The organism is Streptomyces sp. NPDC048436 (genome assembly GCF_043200355.1).
GTDB lineage: Bacteria > Actinomycetota > Actinomycetes > Streptomycetales > Streptomycetaceae > Streptomyces.
Genome location: NZ_JBICXP010000017.1, coordinates 99,792 through 124,714, shown reverse-complemented (window position 1 = coordinate 124,714; position 24,923 = coordinate 99,792). Strand labels below are relative to the sequence as shown.

Below are 24,923 nucleotides of genomic sequence, written 5' to 3'. Positions count from 1 at the left end.
CGCTCAAGGAGCTTCTCCCATGACCGGCACCCTCACCCGCACACAAGCTCTCGCCCGCCTCAACTCCCAAGTAGCGCAAGGAAACCCGGTGATCGGCGCGGGCGCCGGCACCGGTCTCTCCGCCAAGTGCGCCGAGGAGGGCGGCGTGGACCTCCTGATCATCTACAACTCGGGCCGCTACCGCATGGCGGGCCGCGGCTCCCTCGCGGGCCTGCTTCCGTACGGCGACGCGAACGCGATCGTGGTGGACATGGCCAGGGAGGTGCTCCCGGTGGTGAAGGACACCCCGGTCCTCGCCGGGGTGTGCGGAACGGACCCGTTCCGGGACATGGGCCGCTTCCTGGACGAGCTGAAGCGGATGGGCTTCACGGGCGTCCAGAACTTCCCGACCGTCGGCCTGTACGACGGCACGTTCCGCACCAACCTCGAAGAGACCGGCATGGGATACGGCCTGGAGGTCGACATGATCCGCGAGGCCCACGCCCGCGACCTCCTGACGACCCCGTACGTCTTCGACCCCGGCCAAGCCGCCGACATGGCCCGCGCCGGCGCGGACGTCCTGGTCCCCCACGTGGGCCTGACGACGAAGGGCTCGATCGGCGCGGGCACGGCCCTGACACTCGACCAGGCGGCCACGAGGGTCCAGGAGATGCACGACGCGGCCAAGCGCGTGAACCCCGACATCCTGGTCCTGTGCCACGGCGGGCCCATCGCCGAACCGGAGGACGCGGCGTACGTCCTGTCCCGCACCACGGGAATCGCCGGGTTCTTCGGCGCCTCGTCGATCGAACGCCTCCCCACGGAGCGCGCGATCGTGGATCAGACCCGCGCCTTCAAGTCCCTGAAGGCACACGGATGAACACAGCTCTGACAGCTCTGGACGGACAGCGCCCGTACTAACCTGCGCCGCATGATCCTCGAACCGCTCACCCCCGCGGACAGCGGCGCGCTCCCCGGCGAGCTGCTCACCGAGCTCACCGCCCTGTACGCGTCGAACCGCACGTTCCACGCGCTCTCCGGGGACTTCCCCGACCCCGACGACATCCGCCCCGAACAGGTCGCCGCCGCGCTCGCGGACGAGCTGGCCGATCCGGAGGCGGAGGTGCTCGTCGCCCGGTCCGAGGGGCGGGTCGTCGGGATCGGCGTCACGCTGAGGCGGCACCCCGATCCCGCCGACCCCGACCCGTGGATCGGCCTGCTCATGGTGGATGCCCGGGAGCAACGCAGCGGCCATGGGCGGGAGTTCGCCACCAGGATCGAGCAGCGCTTCCGGGCCGACGGGCGCGAGGGGGTGCGGCTCGCGGTCCTTGACGGGAACGACGCCGGGCTCGCCTTCTGGAGCGCGCTCGGCTACGAGGTCATCGACCACCGCCGCGATCTCCGGGCGGACCGCCCGTGTGCGGTACTGCGTAAGCCGCTTCCGTAGCCCTACGGGCCCCTATGGGCTCTTATGGGCGGTCCGGCTTTCCCTCCCCGTACAGCCACGGCCCCCAGATCGCCCGCACCTTCTCGCGCGCCGCCTCGCCGCCCGCGTGCTTCTCCACGTACCGCGTGAAGTCCTCGGTGTCCGCGTTGCCGTGGCGGTGGGACTTGGTCCAGCCCTGCACGATGTCGTAGAACGTGTCGTCGCCCACGGCCTGGCGGATCTTGTGGATGACCATGCCGCCCCGCTCGTACACCGGACTGTCCGAGATCTTCGCGGCGGACGGCGGCTTCGCGGGCGGGAAGGCCCAGATGGCTTCGTTGTCCTTCGCGTCCTCGTAGTAGTCGTCCGCGTAGACCGAGTCGAAGGTCTCCTGCACGCTGTCGCCGTCGTGGTCCTCCTCCCAGAGCCACTCCGCGTACGTCGCAAAGCCCTCGTTGAGCCACATGTCCCGCCAGGACTTGGGCGTCACGGAGTTCCCGAACCACTGGTGTGCCAGCTCGTGGACGACCAGTTCGGTGTCGGGGGCGCCGGGGAAGGTGGGCCTGGTCTGGGTCTCCAGGGCGTAGCCCGCGGCCTCCTCCCGGTCGACGATCGCGCCGGTCGAGGAGAAGGGGTAGGGGCCGAAGTTCAGCTCCTGCCACTCGATGATCTCGGGGATGCGGCGGAGCGCCTTCGCGCTGTCCTTGGCCTCGTCGGGGTCGACGGCCGTGAGCACCGGCACGCCGGACTTCGTCGTCGACTTCTTCACGTCGTACGCGCCGATCGCCACCGTCGCCAGGTAGCTCGCCATCGGTTCCGCGCTGTGCCAGGCGAAGGTGGTGCGGCCGTTCTTGGTCGACTCGCGGGTCAACTCGCCGTTGGAGATGGCCTGCAGCCCTTCGGGGACCGTGACCCGTATGTCGTACGAGGCCTTGTCCGAAGGGTGGTTGTTCGCGGGGAACCAGGCCATCGAACCGGTCGGTTCGCCCAGCGCGAGGGCCCCGCCCTCCGTCCGCAGCCAGCCCTCCTCGGAGTCGTCCGGGTCGGTGATGGTCTCCGGGGTGCCGGAGTAGCGGACGGTCGTACGGAACGTCTCGCCCTTGTCGAGGTCGTCCGGCGGACGGATCGTCAGCTCCTGCCCGTCCCGGTGGAAAGTGGCGTCCTTCCCCTCGACGGTGACGCCCTTCACGTCCAGCCCCTTGAAGTCGAGGTTGAAGGCGCTGAGGTCCTGGGTGGCCCGCGCCGTGACCTCGGCCGTGCCGGTGAGGTGGCGGGCGTCGGGGTCGTAGCCGAGGGTCAGGTCGTAGTGCGCGACGTCGTAACCGCCGTTGCCCAGCTTCGGGAAGTACGGGTCACGCAGGCCGTCGGCTCCTGGCGTGCCATGCACCCCGGAGCCGCTGCAGGCGGTGAGGACGAGGGCGGTGAGGGCGGCGAGGGCGACCGCGGAGGTTCCGCGGGGCGCCGTGGGTCGTAGGAGCACGCCCGTGATCTTATGCGGCATATGTTCGGCCCGGGGCCGCCCGCCCCGAACTCCCGGCGCCGCCCTTCGGGGGGCTGGTGGGTGGCGGGTGGCGCCCGGTGGCTGGTGGGTGGCGGGTGGCGCCCGGTGGCTGGTGGCCGGTGGCTGGTGGCTTCAGCGACCGAGCGCCGCGACGCCCGCCTGCGCGAACTTCTCGTCCTGGTCGCCGGACGGGGCACCCGCGACACCGATGCCCGCTATCGGGGCGCCCTTGGCGGTCACCGGCGCACCGCCCGCGAGGAACAACGTGCCGGGGATGTCCTTGAGGGTGGGGGCCTTCGCCAGGCGCTCGCTCAGCTCGGAGGTCGGCGCGTTCCAGGCGACGGCCGTGTACGCCTTCTTCTCGGCGGACTCGTAGGACTGCGGGCCCGCGCCGTCGCCGCGCAGGGTGACGACGGTGTTGCCGTCACGGTCGACCACGGCGACCGTGACGCGCTGGTTCTCCTTCTCGGCGGCGTCGAGCGCGGCCTGGGCGGCCTTGGCCGCGGCGTCGATGTTCAGGTGCGTGGACCGCGTGAGGTTCTTGTCGCCCGCGTCGGCGGTGACGGCGGCCTTGGCAGCCGCGTCGGGAGTACCGGCACTGGCGGAGACGGCACCGAAGGTTCCGGCGCCGAGAACGGCGGCGGTCGCGGCGACGGTGAGGACACGGGTACGGCGGGAGAGCTTCTGCATCGGGGGCTCCTCAGAGGTGAAGACGGGGATCCAGGTAGGTCAGGTGGATCAAGGGGAGGTTGTTCTCCCTGTCACCAATCCTGTGGCCGTCCCCGCCCCGCACCCCTCGACGTACCGGCTGGGAGCCGCGCGCCGCCCGGCCGACACCAGGGTCAACCGATCGGTTGACCCCTCGCCGGCCCCACCGGGCCACAATGAGGGTGTTTGCCCAGTTCAGCACCCGCGCACCTACACGAGACGGCAGTACGAGAGGGGAGCCCCCAGTGGGACGACGCACGCCGGGCCCCGCCTTCGAAACGCCCGACCCCGAAACGCCCGGCCCTGAAACACTCGACCCGGAAACGTCCGACCCCGAAACACTCGGCCCCGAAACACTCGACCCGGAAACGCCTGACCCCGATGCCCGCTGGCTCGCCGCCGTCATGCACACGGCGTTCTTCCTGCTCCTGGGCTCGGCGCTGGCCCGCTTCCTGATGCGGCACCCCGGCGAACCGCGCACACCGTGGATCATCGCGCTCTCCATCTCCCTCGCGCTCCTCTACGTGCTCGGCCCCGTCATCGGCGCCCGCCCCACCGCACCGCGCCGCCTCATCTGGCTGACCCTCGTCGTGGCCGTCTGGGTCGTGCTCGTGCTGCTCGCGCCGAGCTTCGCCTGGTGCGCGGTGCCGCTCTTCTACACCGGCCTGCGTACGCTGCCGCCGCGCGCCGCCCTGCTCCTGGTGGCCGTCCTGACCGCCTTCGTGGTCGTCGCCCAGTTGCAGCTCGCGGGCCGCTTCGATCCGAACCTGCTGCTCGCGCCGACCGCATGGGCCGCGGTCGCGACCGCCGTCTTCCTGTACATGCAGCGCCAGGCGGCACGCCAGCGCACCCTCATCGACGACCTGATCCGCACCCGCCGCGAACTGGCCGCCACCGAGCGTCGCGAGGGCACCCTCGCCGAACGCCAGCGCATCTCCATGGAGATCCACGACACCCTCGCCCAGGGCCTGTCCAGCCAGCAGATGCTGCTCCAGGCCGCCGACCGCCTCTGGGACACGGACCCGGCCAAGGCCCGCACCCACATCCGTACCGCCGAGTCGATCACCGAACGCGGCCTGGCCGAGGCCCGCCGCTTCGTCCACGACCTGGCGCCCGCCGACCTCGCCGACGGCGGCAGCCTGGACGAGGCGCTGCGCACGCTGGCCGCACGCACCGCCCAGGACGCGGACCTCGCCGTCCGCTTCCACGCCGAGGGCACCCCCGCCCCGCTCCCGGACCGGACCCGCTCCGCGCTCCTGCGCATCGCCCAGGGCGCGCTGGCCAACGTCACCGAACACGCCCGGGCGACGACGGCGGCACTGACCCTCACACACCTCGACGACCAGGTGGTACTCGACGTCGCGGACGACGGCCGCGGCTTCACCCCCACCGAACAGCCACCCGCCTCCGGCCCCGGGCCCGGGCCCGGCTCCGGGCCCGCCCGGCGCGGCCATGGGCTGCCCGCGATCCGCGCGAGGGCACGGCAGCTCGGCGGCACGCTGACGATCGAGTCGGCACCGGGCGAGGGCACGGTCCTCTCCGTCTCCATCCCACTTTCCCCCCGGGAGACCCCATGACAAGCGCCGCTGCCACACCCCCGGTCCGCCTCCTGGTCTGCGACGACCACATCGTCGTACGCGCCGGTCTGCTGGCCCTGCTGGGCAGCGCGCCGGACATCGAGGTGGTCGGAGAGGCGGGCACCGGCGAGGAGGCGATCGCGCTCGCCGCGAAGCTGGCCCCGGACGTGGTCCTGATGGACCTGCAACTGGGCGAGGGGATGGACGGCGTGGAGGCAACGCGCACCATCACGTCCTCCCCCGGTGCCTCCGCCCCACCGCCACCCCACGTCCTGGTCCTGACGACGTACGACACGGACGCCGACATCACCCGCGCCATCGAGGCGGGCGCGACGGGCTACCTCCTGAAGGCCGAACGCCCCGAGGAACTCTTCGCCGCGATCCACGCCGCCGCGCAGGGCCGCACCACGCTCTCCCCGCCGGTCGCGTCCCGTGTGATGGCCCGCATGCGCAAGCCGCTGCCCACCCTCACCGACCGGGAACTCGACATCCTCGCGCAGCTCTCCCACGGCCTCGGCAACCGCGACATCGCCCGCGCGCTGTTCATCAGCGAGGCCACGGTCAAGACGCACCTCGGCCGGATCTACGACAAGCTCGGCGTGGACACGCGGGCCGGCGCGGTGGCGGTGGCGAAGGAGCAGCGGCTGCTGTCGTGACCTTCCGTGCCCCTGAGCAGCGGCGGCCGGTGCCCCGCGGCAACGGCGTTTTGTGCCCCACGGCCCATGACACCATCGACCACGTGCTCGACATCGGCTACGCCCTCTCCCACCGCTTCCCCGACCCCCCGCAGTTCGACTACCGCCACGCGGACGTCCACGCGCTGCGGCACGACCTGTTCTGCGGGGACGTGTACCTCGCGGACACCAAAGCGGACCGGGAGCTGTCCACAGCCTGGGGATGGGTTCCCGTCCTGGACTTCGCATGGGCGCTGTGCGACATCGTGGAGCAGCTGGACAAGGACCCGATGGGCAGCCGCGCCTCCCGCCCTCAGTACGCCGAACTCGACTTCACGGAGTCCACGGACCGCATGCTGTTCACCCGGCGCTTCGGGTGGGTGGACATCGAGGCGGACTGGATGCGGGTGGAGGAGGCGCCGCTGACGTTCTCCCACTCGGAGCTGCGGCGGGAGGCGCGGGACTTCCTCCAGGACCTCCTGGCCGACCTCACGGACCTCCACGAGTCCCTGGCCGAGAACCCCACGATCTGGACGCTCCAGTCCCGCTTTTCCCGGGCGTAGGCGCCCAGCACCCCGGCGCGCGCGTCCCGGGCCCCACCGCCGCCCCCGCCGTCGGCACCCCCACGCCCCCCGATCCCCGCAGCCCCGGTGCCCGAACAAGCCTTTCCCACCCACCCACCCGATTGCCCCGCAGCCCCCGCGGACGAACAAGCCTTTCCCGCCCACCCGCCCGTTTGCCCCGCCGCGTTCCAGCGGGGAGCGAGCCTTCCGGGTTCTCCGGGCGGCGAGTGCTCTCGCGAGCGCGGTCGCGCTTGGGTGTGGGCGCTCGGGACCCACGCACGGACGGGGCGCGACCGGCGGGAGGGGACGTGTCGGTATTTCCGCCCGGAGCACGGTTCGCGGCACTCCGGAGCCGAAGCACCACAGCGACCACCGGACGATAGCGAGGACGGACATACCGGCGCGGCCCCGCACCCACAGACGAACAGCGCCCCCGACCAACCACCCCGCACCCGGAAACGCACCGCGACCCGCGACCCGCACCCCAGCACTCCACGCCCCCGGCGCCCCGCACCCCCGCAGCACCCCACCACCCAGCCGCGCCAACCCCCCGCCCAAGCCGGACGCTAGTCCACCCGCACACCCACCTGCGCAGCGAACACCGGCGCCAGATCCATCAACTGCGCCGTACTGATCACCGCCCCCGCCAAGCACTCCACCCCCCGAAGAATGTCCACCTCCGCGGCCTCCCGCAGGTCGACATCCTTCATCCGGACCCCGCTGAAGTCCGCCCCCTTCAGCACACAGCCCACGAACTCCACCCGCTCCAGCACCGCCTGCCCGAAGTCCGGCTCCACCAGCACGCACCCCTCGAAGACGACGTCCTTCAACCGCGCCTTCCGGAGGTTCAGATAGTCGATCTTCCCGCCCCGGACGACGACCCTCTCCAGCACGCTCCCGTGCAACTGCACACCCCCCAGCCGAGCGTCCACCACCTCCACGTCCCGCAGCGAAGCCTCCACCAGCTCCGTGCCGACCCCCCGCAGCTCCGTCAGCACGGAGTCCACGAACCGCGCCCGGCTGAGCCGCGTCTCGCTCACCCCGCAGCCCGTCACCGCACAGTCCAAGAACAGCGCTCCCCCGCCGTCCTGCCCCGCAAGGTCGAGCTCCCGGAACTCGACCCCGTCGTAATCCCCGTCAGGCTCCAACTCCCCCTCCCCGAAGGCCCGCAGCCGAGGCAACCGCACCTCGGCCCGCCGAGCCTTCTTCACCACACCCGCACCCGCACTCGCACCCACACCCGCACCCGACGCCGCACTCCGCTGTCCCATGAGCCCATGGTGCACCCACCCACTGACAACGCCAGGGCACCGCGATGTCACACCCAGGCCACCCCCACCCGTCGTACCCAGCAGAGGAGCACACCCGTCCACAACAGGAGCCCACCCGATGCCCCACAGCAGCAAGAACCCCGCCCCCACCCCCCGCACCGTCACGATCATCGGCGGCGGCCTGGCAGGCCTCACCGCCGCCATCACCGCCGCCGAAGCCGGCGCCCGAGTCACCGTCCACGAGGCCCACCACACCCTCGGCGGCCGGGCCCGCACCGCCGAAGGCCCCTACCTCACGAACGAGGGCCCGCACGCCCTCTACAACGGAGGCCCCCACTGGGCCTGGCTCAAGCAGCGTGACCTCATCGGCCCCCTCGCCTCCCTCCCGCCCATCGAAGGCAGCCGCCTGCGCCTCCACCACCAGGGCAGCCTCCGCCGCACCCCGCCCCTCGCCATGCTGAAGCTGCTGCGCCGCAAGCCCGAACAGGCGCCGGTGGAGCTGGACTTCATGACCTGGGCCACCGGCGAGGTAGGGCAGGAAGGTGCCCGCGCCGCCGCGCACTACATCGCCGTGGCGACCTTCCACCACGACCCCGGCTCGCTCTCCGCCCGGTTCGTGCAGGAGCGCCTGCGCCGCGCCACCAAACTGCCCCCGGAGGCGCACTACCCGCGTGGCGGCTGGGCCTCGGTCATCGACCGCATGGCGACCCTCGCCTGGAACATGGGCGTACGCGTGGAAACGCTGTCCCGCATCGACTCCCTCGACACGCTCGGCTCCCTCGCCGCCCAAGGCCCCGTAGTCGTCGCCACCTCCCTCCCGGCGGCCCGCCACCTGCTCCAGGACGACACCCTCCAGTGGGAGAGCGCCCGCACGACCCTCATCGACCTGGCCCTGAACTCCCGCAAGGGCGACCTCTTCGTACTCTCCGACCTGGACAGGACCGGCTGGATCGAACGGTTCACCACCCAGGACCGCAGCCTCGCCCCGCACGGCCAGGAACTCATCCAGGCCCAGATCCCCATCGCCCCCGACGAGTCCAAGGCGGACGGCGTCGCCCGCGCCGACCACCTGCTCGATCTCGGCTACCCCGGCTGGCGCGACCGCCTGGTCTGGCGCCGCGACGCCGTGTCCAACGGCCGCACCGGCGCGGTGGATCTCCCCGGCACCACCTGGCGCGACCGCCCCGCGATCGACCGCGGCAACGGCGTCTACCTGGCCGGCGACCAGGTCGCGGCCCCCGGCCTGCTCTCCGAGGTCTCGTTCAACAGCGCGCTGGAGGCGGTGACGCTCGCACTCACCCACACGAGGCTTGACCTCAAGTCCGCTTGAGGTAAGAGGCTGGCGCGCACGCCCCCTTCACGACGAGGCCGACCGACCCCGACAAGGAGCCCGCCACCATGCAAGCCATCCGCCTGCACGCCTTCGGCCCGCCCGAGCACCTCACGTACGAGGAGACCAAGGACCCGGCCCCCGCCCCCGGCCAGGTCCGCATAGCGGTGACCGCGGCGGGCGTACACCTCCTGGACACCGCGATCCGCGCGGGAATCAAGGGCCCCCTCCCCGCACTCCCCGAGCTGCCCACCATCCCGGGCCGCGAGATCGCGGGCACCGTCGACTCCCTCGGCGAGGGAGTCGACGACCACTGGCTCGGCAAACGCGTGGTGGCCCACATCGGCCTCGCCCCGGGGGGCTACGCCGAACTCGTCGTCACCGAGGCGTCCCGTCTGCACGAACTCACGGGCGACCTGTCCGTCCTTGACGACGCGGAGGCCGTCGCCCTGATCGGCACGGGTCGTACGACGATGGGAATCCTCCAGTTCGCCGAGCTGACCCCCGAATCCGTGGCCCTCATACCGGCCGCGGCGGGTGGCATCGGCACACTCCTGGTCCAGTACGCCAAACACGCGGGCGCCACCGTGATCGGCCTGGCGGGCGGCCCCGAGAAGACCGCCCTCGTCGAGGCGAACGGAGCGGACCTCGCCGTCGACTACAAGAACCCGGACTGGCCGGACGAGGTGAGCAGATACCTGACAAAACTCGGCCCTCGCGGCACGACCCGCGCGGCAGGCACCCCGGGCGCCACCGTCGTCTTCGACGGCGTGGGCGGCGCCCCGGGCCGCGCCGCCGTGGACCTCCTCGCCCCCGGCGGACAGCACATCGTCTTCGGCTGGTCCGGCAAGGGCCCGCACGACGGCGACCCCCTGACCTTCACCGACGAGCAGCTCGCGGCCCGCGAGATCACCCAACACAACGTCCTGGGCCCGGCGATGACGCGCGAGGCGGGCGGCGACAACCCGATCCGCACCCTTGAGCTCGCGGCACTCTCCGAGGCGACGAAGGGCCACTTCACCCCGGCGGTCCAGCGCTACCCCCTGGCAGAGGCGGCGACCGCCCACCGCGACCTGGAGACGCGCCGCACGACAGGCAAGGTGGTCCTGATCCCCTGAACGCCCCCTCAGCCCTATCCGCCCCCTCAGGCCCCCAACGCGGCCAACGCCCCATCCGTCAACCGGTACACAGTCCACTCGTCCTGCGGCAACGCACCGAGGGACTTGTAGAAGTCGATCGACGGCTCGTTCCAGTTGAGTACGGACCATTCGAGCCGCTCATAACCCCGCTCGACACAGATCCTCGCGAGCTCGGTCAGCAGCGCCTTGCCATGCCCGCCGCCCCGCACCTCGGGCCGTACGTACAGGTCCTCCAGGTAGATCCCGTGCACCCCACGCCACGTGGAGAAGTTCAGAAACCACAGCGAGAACCCGACGACCTCCCCCGAGGCGTCATCCTGCGCGATGTGCGCGAACGCGGCGGGCCGCTCCCCGAAAAGCGCCTCACGCAGTTGCTCCTCGGTGGCCCTGGCCTCATCGAGGGCCTTCTCGTACTCGGCGAGGTCACGGACCATGGCGTGGATGACGGGTACGTCAGCGGGCGTGGCGTTACGAATCATGGCCGCACAGTACGACGCCCCGAGCGGCCCCTCAGCCACCCCCACCTCAGACGGCCACCCCCCTACACCCCCAACAACCGCCGCGCGATCTCCATGTCATGGGCAGCTAGCGGACGCCCGTCCTCGACGTCCCACAACGCGTTCTGCAGCACCCGCCCCAGCGTCCACGCACGCGCCCGCTCCCGATCGAGCCCGAGCACCTCGGTCATCGCGTCGAAGCGCCACAACACCTCATCCGGCTCAAGGCGGTTGTTGATCGCGGGCCAGAGGTCGAACCCCGGATCCCCGGCCAGCGGCTTGGGGTCGATGGCGAGCCACGGCTCACGCTCGGCGGCCAGTACGTTCTCGAAGTGCAGGTCCCAGTGCAGCAACCGGTCACCGGGCTCCCCCATGACCTCGCGCACCGCACCCCCGCACCGCTCCACGAGCGCGCGCTCAGCAGGATCACCGATCGCCTTCAGCGCACCCGGCAGTTCACCGACCATCTCCCCGGCGATGTCCCCGAGCCGCCGCATCCCCGCCGGCGCCTCCACCGACGTAAGCCGGGCGAGCAGCTCGGCGATGACGAGCACCGCCTCGCGCGAGTCCGCCATGGTCGACAACATCCGCCCGGAGTCGAGGCGTTCGAGCAGCATCGTGCCCGTTCCCTCGTCATGGTCGAGCAACCGCACGGCACCGTCGCCGCCCCACACCCGAAGCCCGACGGGCTCCCCCTCGGTCTCCTCGTCCAGAAGCTGGAACTTGACCGCGGCAGGCGTCCCGTCCGCCCGCACCACCGGCAGCACCAGCGCCGCCACCCCGTGCATCGAAGGCCCGTCGACCGTCAGGTCCCACCGCTCGACGAACTCCGCCACCCGCGCGGGCAGCGCCGCGATGAAGGCACGGCCCGCTTCCCCCGCGTACTCGTACTGCGACTCGATCAGCTTGTCCGGAATGCGAATGTCGATCACGCACGCGACGCTACCCGCGCGCGTGAACCACCGCACAGAGAATTCTCGGCGTCAGGAAATCCCGGAAGCCTTCAGCTCCTTGGCGAACGCCGCCTCGTCGAACAACGCGTCGCTGCCCGTCTTCTTGCCGTCGACGAACACGGTCGGCGTGCCCTGCATACCGTCATCGGTGAAGGCCTGCATGGCCTGCCCGACCCACTTCTTGTACGTCCCCTTGTTCACGGCCCGGTCGAACTCCGCGCCCCGCAGCCCCTCCACCTTGTCGGCGATCTTCAGCAGGAAGGCGGGGGTGTACGCGTCCTCGGTCTCCGTCGCGGCCTGGTTGGCGAAGACCGCGGCGTGGAACTGCGGGAACTTGCCCGCGTCGACCGAGGCACGCAGCGCGTTCGCCGCGTTCACCGAACCGCTGCCGCCGAGGTTCCTGTCGAGGAACGAGGCGATCGTGTACTCGACCTTCACCTTGCCCTCGGCCACCGGCTTCACCAGGGCCCGCGCACCGGTCTCCTCGAACTTCCTGCAGATCGGACAGCGCGCGTCCTCGTACAGCTTGACCGTGTGCCCGGCCTTCGGATCGCCGACCGTGATCACACCGCCCTTCACCGTGGCAGGCGTCCGCGCGAGCGCGTCCGTACCCTCCGGCGGCGCCTTCGCCTCGGGCCCACCCGCGGGCGCGGACTCCGAAGGCGAAACCGAAGCCGTCCCCTTGTCACCGCCCTTGTCGCCCCCGCCCGTGAGGTCCTCGGGCCCGCAGGCGGCAGCGCCCCCGGCGACGAATGCGGTGGCGGCCACCGCGGCGACGATGCGCCCGGCCTTGCGTACGGCCATCTGAACAGACCTCCAAGATCTCGCCACGTGACGCTCCGCCACGTGCCGGACAAACGTATCGGAACGCCCTCCCCCGAGCCCCTCCCCCGAGCCCCACCCCTGAACCCCGCCCCCGAACCCCTCCCCAAAGCCTCCACCAGCGCAGTAACGTCCCGCGCATGAGCAGCACGATCAACGGCGGCATCTCGTACTGGTACGCGGACAACGGCACCCCGAACCCCCGCGAACCCCTCCCCGGCGACGAGAGTGCCGATGTCTGCATAGTCGGCGGCGGCTACACGGGCCTGTGGACCGCGTACTACCTGAAGAAGGCCGCCCCCTTCCTCCGCATCACCGTCCTGGAACAGAAGTTCTGCGGCTACGGAGCCTCCGGCCGCAACGGCGGCTGGCTCTACAACGGCATCGCGGGCCGCGACCGCTACGCCCGCCGACACGGCCAGGACGCGGCGATCCGCCTCCAACAGGCCATGAACGACACCGTCGACGAGGTGATCCGCACCGCCGCCGAAGAGTCCATCGAAGCGGACATCCACCACGGCGGCGTACTCGAAGTCGCCTACACTCCAGCCCAGTTGGCGCGCCTCAAGGAATTCCACGCCACGGAACTCTCGTACGGCGAGAAGGACCGCACACTGCACGGCGCCCGCGAGACAGCCGACCGCATCCGCGTCGCCGGCGCCGTCGGCTCCACCTGGACCCCGCACGGCGCACGCCTGCACCCCGTGAAGCTGGTCAAAGGCCTGGCGGCAGCCGTCGAGGCACTGGGCGTCACGATCCACGAATCAACACCGGTCACCGAGATCAAACCCAAGCACGCCATCACCCCCTACGGCACCGTCCGCGCCCCGTACATCCTGCGCTGCACCGAAGGCTTCACGGCCTCCCTCAAGGGCCAGCGCCGCACCTGGCTCCCCATGAACTCCTCAATGATCGCGACGGAGCCGCTGTCGGCGGCCCAATGGGAATCCATCGGCTGGGAGGGCCGCGAAACCCTCGGCGACATGGCACACGCGTACATGTACGCCCAACGCACCGCCGACGACCGCATCGCACTCGGCGGCCGAGGCGTCCCCTACCGCTACGGCTCCAAGACCGACAACGACGGCCGCACCCAACCGGCCACCATCGAGGCCCTGCGCTCCATCCTCACCCGCTTCTTCCCCCAACTGGCCGGAGTCGAGGTGGCCCACGCCTGGTCCGGCGTACTCGGCGTCCCCCGCGACTGGTGCGCCACGGTCACCCTGGACCGCGCCACAGGCCTCGGCTGGGCAGGCGGCTACGTCGGCTCAGGCGTCGCCACCGCCAACCTCGCAGCCCGCACCCTGCGCGACCTGATCCAACAGGACTCGGGCCAGGCAGGCCCCACGGACCTGACCACGCTCCCCTGGGTCAACCACAAGGTCCGCAAATGGGAACCGGAACCCCTGCGCTGGCTAGCCGTCCAGACCATGTACGCGACCTACCGCAACGCAGACCACCAAGAACTCACCACCCCCACGACCACCGCCCCCCGCCTGGCCCGCCTCGCGGACCGCTTGTCGGGACGGCACTGACGTACTTCGGGACATGAAGAAGCCCAGGTCAGGAACGCCCTGACCTGGGCTTTTGAGCCTCCTGTCGGAGTCGAACCGACGGCCTCGAGATTACAAATCACGCGCTCTGACCAACTGAGCTAAGGAGGCACCGCGCACCATAACCCTGTACGCGAGGCTGCTCCACCTTACACAGAGCCTGTTTCCCCAAGCCACGGAGTTGCCCGGCAACCCACCGTCCAGATCCATGCGTAACCACCCGAGCAGCCGTTCGTTGAACGGACAGACGCACTGTTCCGACTATCGGACTGTGAGACCCGGGGAGGGGTGCATGGGGGACGCGACGGAAGCGGAAAAGCCCAACAGGGTGACCGGCTCGGAGGCCAAGCGCATCAAGCGCGAGGCGCTGGGTATCGCCGACAGCCGCAAGCACCACGCCCGTCCGGCGTCTCCCATGAAGAGCCGCACCAAGGAGCCCAGCACCCAGCAGCGCGTCTACCGGTTCCGCTGTTATCCGACCAAGGACCAGGCCAAGCAGTTGGAGAAGACGTTCGGTGCCTGCCGTTGGGTCTACAACGAGGGTCTTGCCCTGCGTTCCGGGGCCTGGGAGCGGCACCGGGTGAGTGTGGGTTTCGCCGAGACGTGCCGGGCGCTGACGGGCTGGCGGAGCGCTGAGGGGACGTCGTGGTTGCAGGAGGTGTCGTCGACGGTGCTGCAGCAGTCGTTGCGGCATCTGGATCATGCGTTCACGCGGTTCTTCAAGGGTGGGGCGAAGTATCCGAGGCGGAAGAGGAAGCACCGCGCGCAGGATGCGGCGACGTACGTCCGGACGGGGTTTCGCTGGGTGGAGGATGCTGAGCGGCCCGGTACGGGCTCGGTCACGCTGGCCAAGCAGTCGACTCCGCTGGATGTGCGGTGGTCCCGTGCGCTGCCTGCGCAGACGCTTCCGGTGCGGTTGTCGGTGACGCAGGACCGGGCGGGGCGGTACTTCCTCTCCTTGCTGGTGGAAGAGAAGATCGCGCCGCTGCCCTCCGCGTTTCTTCCGGGTTCGCGGGATCCGAGGGCCGTGGGTCTGGATCTCGGGCTTGCGTCGCTCGTCACGCTCGACGACGGGACGAGGCTGGAGCATCCGCGGCTGCTGCGGCGGTATGCGGAGAGGTTGGCGCGGTTGCAGCGTGAGTTGCACCGGAAGGTGAGGGGTTCGAAGAACCGGGAGAAGGCCAGGCGGCAGATCGCCCGCCTTTACGCGCTCATCGGCGACGTGCGCAGAGACATTCTGGATCAGTGCACCACCCGCCTCGTGCGCGAGAACCAAGTGCTCGTGGTGGAGGATCTGTCCATCGTGACCCTGTTGCGTCCGGCGCGCGGCAAGGGCAGGCGGCGGAAGGCGAAGCTGAATCAGGCGATCATCGATGCCGGGTGGGGTGAGCTGTTGCGGCAGCTGCGTTACAAGTGCGAGTGGTATGGCCGGACGCTGGTGGTCGTGGACCGCTTCTTCCCTTCTACGCGCCGCTGTTCGGTGTGTCATGTGAAGGGGCCGAAGCAGGATCTCTCGGTCCGGCATTTGACGTGTGCCGAGTGCGGTGTGGTTCATGACCGGGATGTGAACGCGGCGGTGAACCTCCGGGACGAGGGGATGCGGTTGTATTGGCTGGTGGCTGCCGCCCTGCCGCCGGGCCGGAAGGCGCCGACGCTGATCAAGGCGTCGGAGCTGGAGGAGTGTCTGCTGGCCGCGTAGGTGTGGCTGGCGCGGTACGGACCGACGGGCCGTCGGCCGGAATGCCTGTGGAGTTCGTGTAAGACCGTGCGTGGTGGCGGGGTAGCCCGTTGTCCGTCGGCGGTGGGCCGTGAAGCAGGAAGCCTTGAGGCGAGGTCAAAAGTGCGTTGCTCTGCCTCGCTCGAGTCGCGGACCAAAAGGTTGTTGCTCTGCCGAGTTCGAAAATTTCCTCGAAGCCCGCAGCTCCCGGACTACTGACAGACCCACGACCCCCAGGGTACGGTCACGAGCAGTTCACTCAGGTGGACTACACCACTCCTCTCTTTACAACGGATCGTCCGGCACGTTCCTGCCGGTGAAGGGGGCCCTCACCATGGCCACTGTTTCGTTCGACAAGGCGACCCGCATCTATCCGGGTGGCGACAAGCCCGCCGTCGATGAGCTTGAGCTCGATGTCGCGGACGGCGAATTCCTCGTACTCGTCGGTCCCTCCGGCTGCGGAAAGTCCACCTCCCTGCGCATGCTCGCGGGCCTGGAAGATGTGAACGCGGGTGCGATCCGCATCGGTGAGCGTGACGTCACGCACCTGCCGCCCAAGGACCGGGACATCGCCATGGTGTTCCAGAACTACGCGCTCTACCCGCACATGACGGTCGCGGACAACATGGGCTTCGCCCTGAAGATCGCCGGCGTCAACAAGGCCGAGATCCGCCAGAAGGTCGAGGACGCGGCGAAGATCCTCGACCTCACCGACTACCTGGCCCGCAAGCCGAAGGCGCTCTCCGGTGGTCAGCGCCAGCGTGTGGCGATGGGCCGCGCGATCGTGCGTGAGCCGCAGGTCTTCCTCATGGACGAGCCGCTGTCGAACCTCGACGCCAAGCTCCGTGTCTCCACGCGTACGCAGATCGCGAGCCTTCAGCGGCGTCTCGGCATCACCACGGTGTACGTCACCCACGACCAGGTCGAGGCCATGACCATGGGCGACCGTGTGGCCGTCCTGAAGGATGGGCTGCTCCAGCAGGTCGACTCGCCGCGCAACATGTACGACCGCCCCAACAACCTCTTCGTCGCCGGCTTCATCGGCTCCCCCGCGATGAACCTCGTCGAGGTCCCGATCACCGACGGCGGCGTGAAGTTCGGCAACTCCGTGGTGCCGGTGAACCGTGCGGCGCTGTCGGCCGCGGCCGACAAGGGCGACCGTACGGTCACGGTCGGCGTCCGTCCGGAGCACTTCGACATCGTCGAGCAGGACGGCACGACCGCGAAGACGCTCTCCAAGGAGACCGAGGACGCCCCGGCGGGCCTCGCGGTCTCGGTGAACGTCGTCGAGGAGCTGGGCGCCGACGGTTACGTGTACGGCTCCGCCGAGGTCGGCGGGGAGCACAAGGACCTGGTGGTCCGTGTGAACGGCCGCAAGGTGCCGGACAAGGGCACGCAGCTGCACGTCGTACCGCGTCCGGGTGAGATCCACGTGTTCTCGACGTCGACGGGCGAGCGCCTCTCCGACTGATCCGGCCGATCCGACTGATCCGACTGATCCGGCTGATCCGGCCGGTTCGGCAGATTCAGCTGATCCGGCCGAGCGGCCAGATGGCCGTGCGGCGGGTTGCGCCGCCCCGCCAACGCTCATAGGGCCCCGCACCTCGGTGCGGGGCCCTGTGCGTTCCTCTGCGTTGTCGACAAATACCCCGGCAGACCGGTCATTTCACTCGGCGTCCGTCAACTTTGCTCCAGAGAAACCTCAATCTCTGTCGCTCGACCGAGTGACTAAATGTCGCCAAATCATCACCGACCGCTACGCTCACTCGCGTGACGCACTCCGCCAACTACACCCAGAAGCCGCGCCGAGCCCACCGAGGCCCCGCCCGTCGCATCGGCCGCACGCTCGCCCTCGTCCTGCCCGTGATGCTGGTGCTCTCCGGGACCCTAGCGGTCACCAGCGTCAACTGGTCCGGAAACTCCTCGGATTCGATGCTCACCGCATCCGCCGACGACCTCTCCGTACCGGCCAAGTCCCGCGCTCCGCAGGACCTCCTGCGCGACCGCCTGCTCCTGGAGCTCCAGGACAGGAACCCGGGCGTCGCGCTCACCCACCTCCAGCAGGAGGTGAACCGCCATCCGTCGCTCGCCAAGCACTGCGTCTCCATCGCCCGTGCGCTGGGCCGCGCAGCCGTCCAGGCGTACGGCCCGAGCCGTGCCCAGTCGTATGCCCGCCCGGTCTGCGACACGTCCTTCGCATCGGGCGTCGCCGCCCGTCAGAACGGCTGATCGGGGCGCCGCGTAGGGTTCCCGGTATGACCGGCGACCCGCACGCACACAGGCCCACCCAGGCCGTCGTCCTGGCCGGTGGCCAGGGCTCCCGCCTCCGTCCGTACACCGATGACCGGCCCAAGCCGATGGTCGAGATCCCTGGCACAGGGACCCCGATCATCGGCCATCAGCTTTCCTGGCTGGCGGCCGAGGGCGTGACGGACGCGGTCGTCTCGTGCGGCCATCTCGCCGAAGTACTCCAGGAGTGGCTGGAGTCGGCGGAGCTCCCCCTGAACGTCACCACGGTCGTCGAGAAGGAGCCCCTGGGCCGTGGCGGCGGTCTCAAGTACGCCGCGCGCCACCTCCCGCACGCCGACCGGCCCTGGTACGCGACGAACGGCGACATCTGGACCCGCTTCTCGCTGCGCGACATGGCGGCCTTCCACGCCGAGCGTGACGCCACCGCGACCCTGGCACTGGCCCGCCCGCGCATCCCGTGGGGCGCCGTCGAGACGGACGCGTTCGGCCACATCACGGACTTCATCGAGTCCCCGCCGTCGCCCTACCTCATCAACGCGGGCGTGTACGTCTTCTCCTCGTCCTTCGCCGCGCTCCTCCCGGACCGCGGCGACCACGAGCGCACCACGTTCCCGCGTCTGGCCCGCGAGAAGAGCCTGGCGGGCTTCCCGCTGCCGCAGGGCGCCTACTGGCGCGCCATCGACACCGCCAAGGACCTCACAGAGGCCGCCAAGGAGCTGGCCGCGCAGAAGGGTTGAGGTATTCCTCCGTACGACGACGGGGCCCCGCACAGTTTCTGTGCGGGGCCCCGTCGACGTACGCGTCACCGGACCTGCTCAGCCGCCGAGAAGGCCTCCCACGAGCCGGTCGGAGCCGCCCGAGCCGCCGCCTCCGCCGCTCGTGCCGCTCTCGGGGGCGGCGCCGCCGCTGCCGCCGCTGGACGTGGGGCCCGCGGTGGTGGCCGCCGGGGGCTGCTGGGGCGTCGACTGCTGGGGCGGTGCCTGGCCGGTGCCCTGCGTCTGGCTGGGCTGCCCCTGTCCGGCGGCGGCGCCCGCGGTCTCGCGCGCCGCGCCGGGGGTGGTCGCCGCGGCGCCCTGCGTGGGGCTGGCGGAGCTTCCCTGGGTGGGCGCCTCGGAGGCTCCGGAGGCCGAGGGGCTCTGCGACTGGCGCTGGCGATGCTTCTGCTTTCCGGGCTCCTCGGGGAGCGGGGAGCCGGGCAGTTCGTTGCGCGGCGCCTCGCCGGGTCCCGGCACGGTCACGCGGTCGGCGTCGCGTACGGCGCCGCCGAGCAGCGAGCCGAGCAGCAGGGTGAGGCCCACGACGAGCGCGCCGATGAGCCCGCCGCGCCGCAGGACGCGGCGGCGCAGGTCCCAGATGTGTACGCGCGGCCCGAGCGTGCGCCAGGCCTCGCCTGCGAGGCGTCCGTCGATGGAGTAGACGGGGGCGCCCGCGATGATCAGCGGCGACCATGCGGCCAGGTAGATGATGTCCGGCGCGTCGTAGGCGGGGACGGTCTTCCAGCTGACGGTGACGATGAGCGCGGCGGACAGGAGTACGCCGATGCCGGCGGCGACCCGCTGCCAGAGTCCGAGCACCGTGAGCACGCCGACGATGATCTGCAGGAAGGCGATGAAGAGCCCGGCGCCGACCGGGTGGGAGAGGGCGAAGTCCCGCAGCGGTTCGGCGAGTGCCCAGGGGTGCAGGGAGTTGAGCCACTTGACCATGGAGCCGCGGTCGCCGCCGTCGAAGTAGACGGGGTCGCAGAGCTTGCCCATGCCGGCGTAGATGGAGATGAACCCGAGGAAGACGCGCAGCGGGAGCAGCACGACGCCGAGGTTCATGCGGCGGCCGGGGTAGTAGGCGTGCCGCACGGGGTCGGCCCCGCGGCGCCGGACGGCCTGGCCCCCCTCGTCGCCGTCGTCGTAATCGTCGTCGTCGAACTCGTCGTCCCCGTAGGGGCGTTGCTCGTCGAAGTCGCTTTCCGGCATCGGCATGCGCGGAATCAGCCGGGTCCCGGGATCGTGGTGACGAGGACCGATGACGGCAGGCGTGGCCTGCGTGCTCTCGAGGTCGTCGTCGACGCCGATCCGGGGGATGACCTGCGTGGCGCCCCCGTCGTCGTAGGAGGTGCCCCCGCCATCGGCCGAATGGCGCACGCCGGTTCCGCGTACCGCTTGGAGCAGTCCGGTGGCTCCGGCGTCGCCCGGCTCGGACTTCCCGGTCCAGACGACGGGTGCGCGGCGCCGGGCGGCGGAGCCGACCGCGGCCATGTGCGTGGTGTCGTCGGCATTGCTCAAGTGCCGGGCGATACGCGGGGATTGGGTCCGCTGCGCGGTGGGGAGCTGCACGCGGAAGCTCGCGTGGTTCACGATGACCTGGGCCGGGTCGCTCGGCACCTTCACCATGCTCAGCGCGGGAGCTTCGTCGAACCCTGACGAGCTTCCCCCCGTGGGATTGCGGGGCGTTCTGGTGTCCACACTCATCTAACCGAGTGATGTGTGTTTAGGACACTGCCTTGACCGCGCGGAAATGTCCGGGCCGCGTCAAGATCTTCCGCGATGCCCGACGTGCCGGGGATTCGGGCCCGTCGGGCATCGCGGGACTCGGGACTATCGGATCACCGGCTCCTGCGGCGAGACGCCTCGTACAGCACGACGCCCGCGGCGACACCGGCGTTGAGGGACTCCGTCCCGCCGGGCATGGGGATGCGCACGCGGTAGTCGCAGGTCTCCCCGACGAGCCGGGAGAGGCCCTTGCCCTCGCTGCCGATGACGATCACGACGGGACCGGACAGCGCTTCGAGGTCGCCGACCTCGTGGTCGCCGTCGGCGGCGAGCCCCACGATCGCGACGCCCGCCTTCTTGTAGGCCTCAAGGACCCGGGTCAGGTTCGTGGCGCGCGCCACGGGCGTACGCGCCGCGGCACCGGCGGACGTCTTCCAGGCGCCCGCGGTCATGCCGGCGGCACGCCGCTCGGGGACGACGACGCCGTGCCCGCCGAAGGCGGAGACGGAACGCACGACGGCGCCCAGGTTCCGCGGGTCCGTCACGCCGTCGAGCGCGACGATCAGCGGGTCCTGGCCCACGTCGTACGCGGCGGCCGCGAGCTCCTCGGGGTGCGCGTACTCGTAGGGCGGCACCTGGAGCACGAGGCCCTGGTGGTTGAGCCCGTTGGTCATGCGGTCGAGTTCGGGGCGCGGGGCCTCCATGAGGTGGATGCCGCCGCGCTCGCCGGCGAGCTGCAGTGCTTCACGTACGCGCTCGTCGTTGTCGATGAACTGCTGTACGTAGAGCATCGAGGCGGGGACGCCCTCGCGCAGCGCTTCGACGACCGAGTTGCGTCCGACGACCATCTCGGAGGTGCCCTTGCCGCGTCCCTTCACGGAACCGGGACGGCGGCCGCCACCGGGGCCACCACCGGCGGCCTTCTTGGCCGCGACGTTGGCGATGCGGTTCTTCTTGTGTCCCTTGCGCGCCTCGGCGGGCGGCGTCGGGCCCTTGCCCTCAAGGCCGCGGCGCCGATTTCCACCGCTGCCGACCTGCGCGCCCTTCTTGCCGGACATGCGGCGGTTGTTAGCGGCCATGACCTACCTGTTCCTGTGATGCGTGCGGCTGTCCGCGGACTGCGTGACGGCGCACGACGTGACTGCGTACGTATATGAAGTGTGCCGCCCGGGTCGCCGGGCGGCACATCGCGAGGTCAGACGCTCAGCGCGGGCCGAGAGTCCACCGCGGTCCGGTCGGGCCGTCCTCGATGACGAGACCTGACTGGTTGAGCTGGTCGCGGATGGCGTCGGCGGTGGCCCAGTCCTTGCGGCCACGCGCGGCCTCCCGCTGCTGGAGCACGAGGCGTACGAGGGTGTCGACGACTCCGTGGAGGTCTTCTCCGCGGTCGCCCTCACCGGCCCAGTGCGGGTCGAGCGGGTCGAGGCCGAGGACGCCCAGCATGGCCCGCACCTCGGCGAGCCGTTCCACCGCGGCTTCCTTGTCGTCGGCGGCGAGGGCGGAGTTGCCCTGCCGGACCGTCGTGTGGACGATCGCGAGGGCCTGGGGCACTCCGAGGTCGTCGTCCATCGCGTCGGCGAACGCCGGCGGTACCTGGGCGGCGGGTTCGACTTCGCCCCCGGCCTTCTCCACCACGCGCTGCACGAAGCCCTCGATCCGCGCGAACGCGGACTCGGCCTCGCGCAGGGCTTCCTCGCTGTACTCGATCATCGAGCGGTAGTGCGGGGTGCCCAGGTAGTAGCGCAGGACGATCGGGCGCCACTTCTTGACCATCTCGGAGACGAGGACGGAGTTGCCGAGCGACTTGGACATCTTCTCGCCGCTCATGGTGACCCAGCCGTTGTGCACCCAGTACCGCGCGAACGCGTCGCCGAAGGCCTTGGCCTGGGCGATCTCGTTCTCGTGGTGCGGGAAGATCAGGTCGATGCCGCCGCCGTGGATGTCGAACTCCCGGCCGAGGTACTTGTGGGCCATCGCCGAGCACTCCAGGTGCCAGCCGGGACGGCCGCGGCCCCAGGGGGTCTCCCAGCTGGGTTCGCCCTCCTTGGCCGTCTTCCACATGGCGAAGTCGCGGGAGTCGCGCTTGCCGGTCTCGCCCTCGCTCTCGGGCTGCAGGAGGTTGTCCAGCTCCTGGTTGGACAGCGCGAGATAGCCCGGGAAGGACTTCACGTCGAAGTAGACGTTGCCGTCCGATTCGTAGGCGTGGCCGCGCTCGATGAGGCCGCGCATCATTTCGACCATCTCGGTGATGTGGCCGGTGGCGCGCGGTTCGTAGGTGGGCGGCAGGCAGCCGAGGACGTCGTAGCCGTCGTTGAAGGCCCGCTCGTTCTCGTAGCCGATCGACCACCAGGGGCGGCCCTGCTCGGCCGACTTCCGGATGATCTTGTCGTCGATGTCGGTGACGTTGCGGATGAAGGTGACTTCGTAGCCGCGGTAGTCGAACCAGCGGCGCATGATGTCGAAGTTGAGGCCCGACCGGATGTGCCCGATGTGGGGGGCCGCCTGCACCGTCGCGCCACACAGGTAGATCGAGACACAACCGTCGATGAGCGGGCTGAAGTCTCGGATCTGCCGGGCGCTGGTGTCGTACAGGCGAATCGTCACCACTCCAGGGTAGTGGTCGCAGGACAGTGCCCTGCGACCTCCGGGGTCAACAGGGCACGGAACTGTGACATGCGCGGCTGCGCAGGGGCCTCAGATGTTGCCGACGACCTTGCGCGCGGTGACGCGGACGACGACGCGCTCGGTGTCGTTGACGGAGTCCGGGTTGAACTCGATGTACTTGCGGCCGGTGTACTTCACGGCCAGCTCGTCGATGAGTTCCTGTCCGCCCTCGGTGGTCATGGTGACCTCGCCGCGGATCTCCGCGTACGTGTAGGGCGCGTCGAAGGGCTGTACGAGGACCGTCACGCGCGGGTCGCGGCGCAGGTTCTTCTCCTTGCGGCGGTCGATGGTGGTGGAGAACAGCACCTGGTCGCCGTCCCGCTTCACCCAGACCGGTGAGACCTGGGGGCTGCCGTCGGGCTGGATGGTGGCCACGTTGATGAAGACGGGGGTGTCGAGCAGGGCCTTGAGCTTGTCGGACAGTTCGGCGGCCATAGGGGGTGCCTCTCTCTCGTACGTCGATGGGTGGGAGCTGCTGTCGGAGTGCGTGTTCCCGATACTGCTTCAACACACCCCGCCGCAGCGGCATTTCACCCTTCGCCGGTACGCCGCTCAGCCCGCCCGGACCACCAGTGCCGTGGCGATGGCGGCGAGGCCCTCGGCGCGGCCGGTGAGGCCGAGCCCGTCCGTCGTGGTGCCGGAGACGGCGACGGGGGCGCCGACGGCCGCGCTCAGCGTCTTCTGTGCCTCGTCGCGGCGCTTGCCGACTTTGGGGCGTACGCCGATGACCTGGACGGCGATGTTGCCGATCTCGAAGCCTTCGGCGCGCACGATCCTGGCGGCTTCGGCGAGCAGCGTCACTCCGGAGGCTCCGGACCACTCGGGCCTGCCGGTGCCGAAGTGGGCGCCGAGGTCGCCGATGCCGGCCGCGGAGAACAGGGCGTCACAGGCGGCGTGCGCGGCGACGTCTCCGTCGGAGTGCCCGGCGAGGCCCGCGCTCTCGCCTTCCCAGAGGAGCCCGGCGCACCACAGTTCGCGGCCTTCCTCGAAGGCGTGGACGTCGGTACCGATGCCGACCTGCGGCAGCGCCATGGCCAGCGGGTTCTCAGAAGCCATCGTTGGCCCTCCTGCGGGCGAGGACGGCTTCGGCGAGGACGAGGTCCAGGGGCCGTGTCACTTTGAAGGCTTCTTCGTGGCCGGGTACGACGACGACCTGGAGGCCGAGCTGTTCGACCATGCTGGCGTCGTCGGTGACGTTGTCGGTGACCGTGGCGTGGGCGCGGACCAGCGTGTCGCGGTCGAAGCCCTGCGGGGTCTGCACGGCGCGCAGCAGGGCCCGCTCGGGTGTGGCGACCACGGGCTCGGGCGCGCCGGGCGCGCCGGGCGCTCCTGGCTCGACCTGCTTGACGGTGTCGGTGAGGGGCAGTGCGGGGACGACGGCGGGGGCGCCTTCGCGTACGGCTTCGATGACGCCGTCGACGGTGTCCACGGGGACCAGCGGGCGGGCCGCGTCGTGCACCAGGACGACGCCGATGCCGTCCGGCAGGGCGTCGAGGCCGAGCTTCACGGACTCCTGGCGGGTTTCGCCGCCGGGGACCACGACGAAGTCGGTGCGCTCGGGCAGCGCGTGGTCGGCCAGGAGGGACTTGACCTCGGCGGCGTCTTCCGGCGGGGCCACGACGACGACGAGCGAGACGGCGCGGGATGCTGCCATGGCCCGTACGGCGTGGATGAGCATGGGCGTGCCGTTCAGCGCGCGGAGCGCCTTGGGGGCGCCCGGGCCGAGCCGTACGCCGCGTCCGGCGGCGGGGATGACGACCGCGGTGCGGGATTCCTCAGACATCGCTTCCGTTCAGGTTTGTGTGCTCGGCGGAGG

The 24,923-nt window shown here is 70.5% G+C and carries 24 protein-coding genes and 1 tRNA gene; 12 read left to right on the top strand and 13 right to left on the bottom strand.

The genetic code is table 11. From position 1 onward, the window contains the following. Positions 1 to 19: 19 nt before the first annotated feature. The gene (locus tag ACGFX9_RS36870; RefSeq protein ID WP_393483758.1) at positions 20 to 859 is read left to right on the top strand and encodes a phosphoenolpyruvate hydrolase family protein; all 840 of its coding nucleotides are present in this window, start codon (positions 20 to 22) and stop codon (positions 857 to 859) included. Positions 860 to 910: 51 nt separating this feature from the next. After that, the gene (locus ACGFX9_RS36865) at positions 911 to 1,426 is read left to right on the top strand and encodes a GNAT family N-acetyltransferase (RefSeq protein ID WP_393483755.1); all 516 of its coding nucleotides are present in this window, start codon (positions 911 to 913) and stop codon (positions 1,424 to 1,426) included. A gap of 22 nt (positions 1,427 to 1,448) precedes the next feature. Here the strand turns inward: ACGFX9_RS36865 and ACGFX9_RS36860 are convergent, their stop codons facing one another. After that, positions 1,449 to 2,906, bottom strand: a complete 1,458-nt coding sequence (locus ACGFX9_RS36860) for a M1 family metallopeptidase (RefSeq protein WP_393483752.1) — start codon at positions 2,904 to 2,906, stop codon at positions 1,449 to 1,451. A 132-nt stretch (positions 2,907 to 3,038) separates the two neighbouring features. Beyond that, on the bottom strand, positions 3,039 to 3,596 hold the full coding sequence (locus ACGFX9_RS36855) for a heme-binding protein (RefSeq protein WP_393483749.1): 558 nt from the start codon (positions 3,594 to 3,596) through the stop codon (positions 3,039 to 3,041). 422 nt (positions 3,597 to 4,018) lie between these two features. On the opposite strand from ACGFX9_RS36855, the gene ACGFX9_RS36850 reads away from it, so the two are divergent. The 3 genes from ACGFX9_RS36850 (at position 4,019) to ACGFX9_RS36840 (ending at position 6,428) form a co-directional block, all read left to right on the top strand. Continuing rightward, on the top strand, positions 4,019 to 5,191 hold the full coding sequence (locus tag ACGFX9_RS36850; RefSeq protein ID WP_393483873.1) for a sensor histidine kinase: 1,173 nt from the start codon (positions 4,019 to 4,021) through the stop codon (positions 5,189 to 5,191). Continuing rightward, positions 5,188 to 5,847: a response regulator gene (locus ACGFX9_RS36845; RefSeq protein ID WP_393483746.1), complete on the top strand. Its 660-nt coding sequence runs from the start codon at positions 5,188 to 5,190 to the stop codon at positions 5,845 to 5,847. Before ACGFX9_RS36850 ends, ACGFX9_RS36845 begins: the two co-directional genes overlap by 4 nt. 83 nt (positions 5,848 to 5,930) lie before the next feature. Beyond that, positions 5,931 to 6,428 (top strand): hypothetical protein, encoded by a 498-nt coding sequence (locus tag ACGFX9_RS36840; protein WP_393483869.1) that lies wholly within the window; start codon positions 5,931 to 5,933, stop codon positions 6,426 to 6,428. A gap of 566 nt (positions 6,429 to 6,994) precedes the next feature. Here ACGFX9_RS36840 and ACGFX9_RS36835 read toward each other — a convergent pair. Next, positions 6,995 to 7,699, bottom strand: coding sequence for a pentapeptide repeat-containing protein (locus tag ACGFX9_RS36835; RefSeq protein ID WP_393483743.1), 705 nt, complete (start codon positions 7,697 to 7,699; stop codon positions 6,995 to 6,997). Positions 7,700 to 7,817: 118 nt separating this feature from the next. On the opposite strand from ACGFX9_RS36835, the gene ACGFX9_RS36830 reads away from it, so the two are divergent. Together ACGFX9_RS36830 and ACGFX9_RS36825 are read left to right on the top strand one after the other, a co-directional pair. Then, complete coding sequence (locus ACGFX9_RS36830; protein WP_393483740.1) at positions 7,818 to 9,029, top strand: NAD(P)-binding protein; 1,212 nt, start codon at positions 7,818 to 7,820, stop codon at positions 9,027 to 9,029. 68 nt (positions 9,030 to 9,097) lie between these two features. After that, positions 9,098 to 10,147 carry a zinc-binding dehydrogenase gene (locus ACGFX9_RS36825; protein ID WP_393483737.1) on the top strand — a complete coding sequence of 350 codons (1,050 nt, stop codon included), beginning with the start codon at positions 9,098 to 9,100 and terminating at the stop codon, positions 10,145 to 10,147. A 26-nt stretch (positions 10,148 to 10,173) separates the two neighbouring features. Here the strand turns inward: ACGFX9_RS36825 and ACGFX9_RS36820 are convergent, their stop codons facing one another. The 3 genes from ACGFX9_RS36820 to ACGFX9_RS36810 form a co-directional block, all read right to left on the bottom strand. Continuing rightward, a complete protein-coding gene (locus ACGFX9_RS36820; RefSeq protein ID WP_393483734.1) occupies positions 10,174 to 10,647 on the bottom strand; it encodes a GNAT family N-acetyltransferase in 474 nt (157 codons plus the stop codon). 62 nt (positions 10,648 to 10,709) lie between these two features. Continuing rightward, a complete protein-coding gene (locus ACGFX9_RS36815) occupies positions 10,710 to 11,597 on the bottom strand; it encodes an aminoglycoside phosphotransferase family protein (protein ID WP_393483732.1) in 888 nt (295 codons plus the stop codon). 51 nt (positions 11,598 to 11,648) lie between these two features. Next, positions 11,649 to 12,422 carry a DsbA family protein gene (locus ACGFX9_RS36810; RefSeq protein WP_393483729.1) on the bottom strand — a complete coding sequence of 258 codons (774 nt, stop codon included), beginning with the start codon at positions 12,420 to 12,422 and terminating at the stop codon, positions 11,649 to 11,651. Positions 12,423 to 12,580: 158 nt separating this feature from the next. On the opposite strand from ACGFX9_RS36810, the gene ACGFX9_RS36805 reads away from it, so the two are divergent. Next, positions 12,581 to 13,975: an NAD(P)/FAD-dependent oxidoreductase gene (locus tag ACGFX9_RS36805; protein ID WP_393483726.1), complete on the top strand. Its 1,395-nt coding sequence runs from the start codon at positions 12,581 to 12,583 to the stop codon at positions 13,973 to 13,975. 55 nt (positions 13,976 to 14,030) lie between these two features. Here the strand turns inward: ACGFX9_RS36805 and ACGFX9_RS36800 are convergent. Then, positions 14,031 to 14,104 (bottom strand) — tRNA-Thr (locus ACGFX9_RS36800). Between the two features lie 181 nt (positions 14,105 to 14,285). Here ACGFX9_RS36800 and ACGFX9_RS36795 point away from each other — a divergent pair. From ACGFX9_RS36795 to ACGFX9_RS36780, 4 genes are all read left to right on the top strand, one after another. After that, positions 14,286 to 15,692: an RNA-guided endonuclease InsQ/TnpB family protein gene (locus tag ACGFX9_RS36795; RefSeq protein ID WP_393483723.1), complete on the top strand. Its 1,407-nt coding sequence runs from the start codon at positions 14,286 to 14,288 to the stop codon at positions 15,690 to 15,692. Between the two features lie 352 nt (positions 15,693 to 16,044). Next, positions 16,045 to 17,181, top strand: a complete 1,137-nt coding sequence (locus tag ACGFX9_RS36790; RefSeq protein WP_393483720.1) for an ABC transporter ATP-binding protein — start codon at positions 16,045 to 16,047, stop codon at positions 17,179 to 17,181. A 299-nt stretch (positions 17,182 to 17,480) separates the two neighbouring features. After that, entirely contained in the window at positions 17,481 to 17,939 is a 459-nt protein-coding gene (locus tag ACGFX9_RS36785) for a hypothetical protein (protein WP_393483717.1), read from the top strand. 26 nt (positions 17,940 to 17,965) lie between these two features. Continuing rightward, entirely contained in the window at positions 17,966 to 18,697 is a 732-nt protein-coding gene (locus ACGFX9_RS36780) for an NDP-sugar synthase (protein WP_393483714.1), read from the top strand. A gap of 78 nt (positions 18,698 to 18,775) precedes the next feature. On the opposite strand, the gene ACGFX9_RS36775 is transcribed toward ACGFX9_RS36780, so the two are convergent. From ACGFX9_RS36775 to ispD, 6 genes are all read right to left on the bottom strand, one after another. After that, positions 18,776 to 20,422 (bottom strand): DoxX family protein, encoded by a 1,647-nt coding sequence (locus ACGFX9_RS36775; RefSeq protein WP_393483711.1) that lies wholly within the window; start codon positions 20,420 to 20,422, stop codon positions 18,776 to 18,778. 134 nt (positions 20,423 to 20,556) lie between these two features. Then, positions 20,557 to 21,522 (bottom strand): 23S rRNA (guanosine(2251)-2'-O)-methyltransferase RlmB, encoded by a 966-nt coding sequence (gene rlmB / locus ACGFX9_RS36770; protein WP_393483708.1) that lies wholly within the window; start codon positions 21,520 to 21,522, stop codon positions 20,557 to 20,559. 124 nt (positions 21,523 to 21,646) lie between these two features. After that, the gene (gene cysS / locus ACGFX9_RS36765) at positions 21,647 to 23,047 is read right to left on the bottom strand and encodes a cysteine--tRNA ligase (RefSeq protein ID WP_393483704.1); all 1,401 of its coding nucleotides are present in this window, start codon (positions 23,045 to 23,047) and stop codon (positions 21,647 to 21,649) included. A 90-nt stretch (positions 23,048 to 23,137) separates the two neighbouring features. Further along, complete coding sequence (locus ACGFX9_RS36760) at positions 23,138 to 23,542, bottom strand: PPOX class F420-dependent oxidoreductase (protein WP_393483702.1); 405 nt, start codon at positions 23,540 to 23,542, stop codon at positions 23,138 to 23,140. Between the two features lie 117 nt (positions 23,543 to 23,659). After that, a complete protein-coding gene (ispF, locus tag ACGFX9_RS36755) occupies positions 23,660 to 24,163 on the bottom strand; it encodes a 2-C-methyl-D-erythritol 2,4-cyclodiphosphate synthase (protein WP_393483699.1) in 504 nt (167 codons plus the stop codon). Next, on the bottom strand, positions 24,153 to 24,890 hold the full coding sequence (gene ispD / locus ACGFX9_RS36750) for a 2-C-methyl-D-erythritol 4-phosphate cytidylyltransferase (protein ID WP_393483696.1): 738 nt from the start codon (positions 24,888 to 24,890) through the stop codon (positions 24,153 to 24,155). Before ispD ends, ispF begins: the two co-directional genes overlap by 11 nt. Positions 24,891 to 24,923 lie beyond the last annotated feature (33 nt).

Coding starts and splice junctions, on each gene's coding strand:
- ACGFX9_RS36870 (WP_393483758.1), top strand. CDS start 20: ATGACCGGCACCCTCACCCGCACACAAGCTCTCGCCCGCCTCAACTCC.
- ACGFX9_RS36865 (WP_393483755.1), top strand. CDS start 911: ATGATCCTCGAACCGCTCACCCCCGCGGACAGCGGCGCGCTCCCCGGC.
- ACGFX9_RS36860 (WP_393483752.1), bottom strand. CDS start 2,906: ATGCCGCATAAGATCACGGGCGTGCTCCTACGACCCACGGCGCCCCGC.
- ACGFX9_RS36855 (WP_393483749.1), bottom strand. CDS start 3,596: ATGCAGAAGCTCTCCCGCCGTACCCGTGTCCTCACCGTCGCCGCGACC.
- ACGFX9_RS36850 (WP_393483873.1), top strand. CDS start 4,019: ATGCACACGGCGTTCTTCCTGCTCCTGGGCTCGGCGCTGGCCCGCTTC.
- ACGFX9_RS36845 (WP_393483746.1), top strand. CDS start 5,188: ATGACAAGCGCCGCTGCCACACCCCCGGTCCGCCTCCTGGTCTGCGAC.
- ACGFX9_RS36835 (WP_393483743.1), bottom strand. CDS start 7,699: ATGGGACAGCGGAGTGCGGCGTCGGGTGCGGGTGTGGGTGCGAGTGCG.
- ACGFX9_RS36830 (WP_393483740.1), top strand. CDS start 7,818: ATGCCCCACAGCAGCAAGAACCCCGCCCCCACCCCCCGCACCGTCACG.
- ACGFX9_RS36825 (WP_393483737.1), top strand. CDS start 9,098: ATGCAAGCCATCCGCCTGCACGCCTTCGGCCCGCCCGAGCACCTCACG.
- ACGFX9_RS36820 (WP_393483734.1), bottom strand. CDS start 10,647: ATGATTCGTAACGCCACGCCCGCTGACGTACCCGTCATCCACGCCATG.
- ACGFX9_RS36810 (WP_393483729.1), bottom strand. CDS start 12,422: ATGGCCGTACGCAAGGCCGGGCGCATCGTCGCCGCGGTGGCCGCCACC.
- ACGFX9_RS36805 (WP_393483726.1), top strand. CDS start 12,581: ATGAGCAGCACGATCAACGGCGGCATCTCGTACTGGTACGCGGACAAC.
- ACGFX9_RS36795 (WP_393483723.1), top strand. CDS start 14,286: ATGGGGGACGCGACGGAAGCGGAAAAGCCCAACAGGGTGACCGGCTCG.
- ACGFX9_RS36790 (WP_393483720.1), top strand. CDS start 16,045: ATGGCCACTGTTTCGTTCGACAAGGCGACCCGCATCTATCCGGGTGGC.
- ACGFX9_RS36780 (WP_393483714.1), top strand. CDS start 17,966: ATGACCGGCGACCCGCACGCACACAGGCCCACCCAGGCCGTCGTCCTG.
- ACGFX9_RS36775 (WP_393483711.1), bottom strand. CDS start 20,422: ATGAGTGTGGACACCAGAACGCCCCGCAATCCCACGGGGGGAAGCTCG.
- rlmB (WP_393483708.1), bottom strand. CDS start 21,522: ATGGCCGCTAACAACCGCCGCATGTCCGGCAAGAAGGGCGCGCAGGTC.
- ACGFX9_RS36760 (WP_393483702.1), bottom strand. CDS start 23,542: ATGGCCGCCGAACTGTCCGACAAGCTCAAGGCCCTGCTCGACACCCCC.
- ispF (WP_393483699.1), bottom strand. CDS start 24,163: ATGGCTTCTGAGAACCCGCTGGCCATGGCGCTGCCGCAGGTCGGCATC.
- ispD (WP_393483696.1), bottom strand. CDS start 24,890: ATGTCTGAGGAATCCCGCACCGCGGTCGTCATCCCCGCCGCCGGACGC.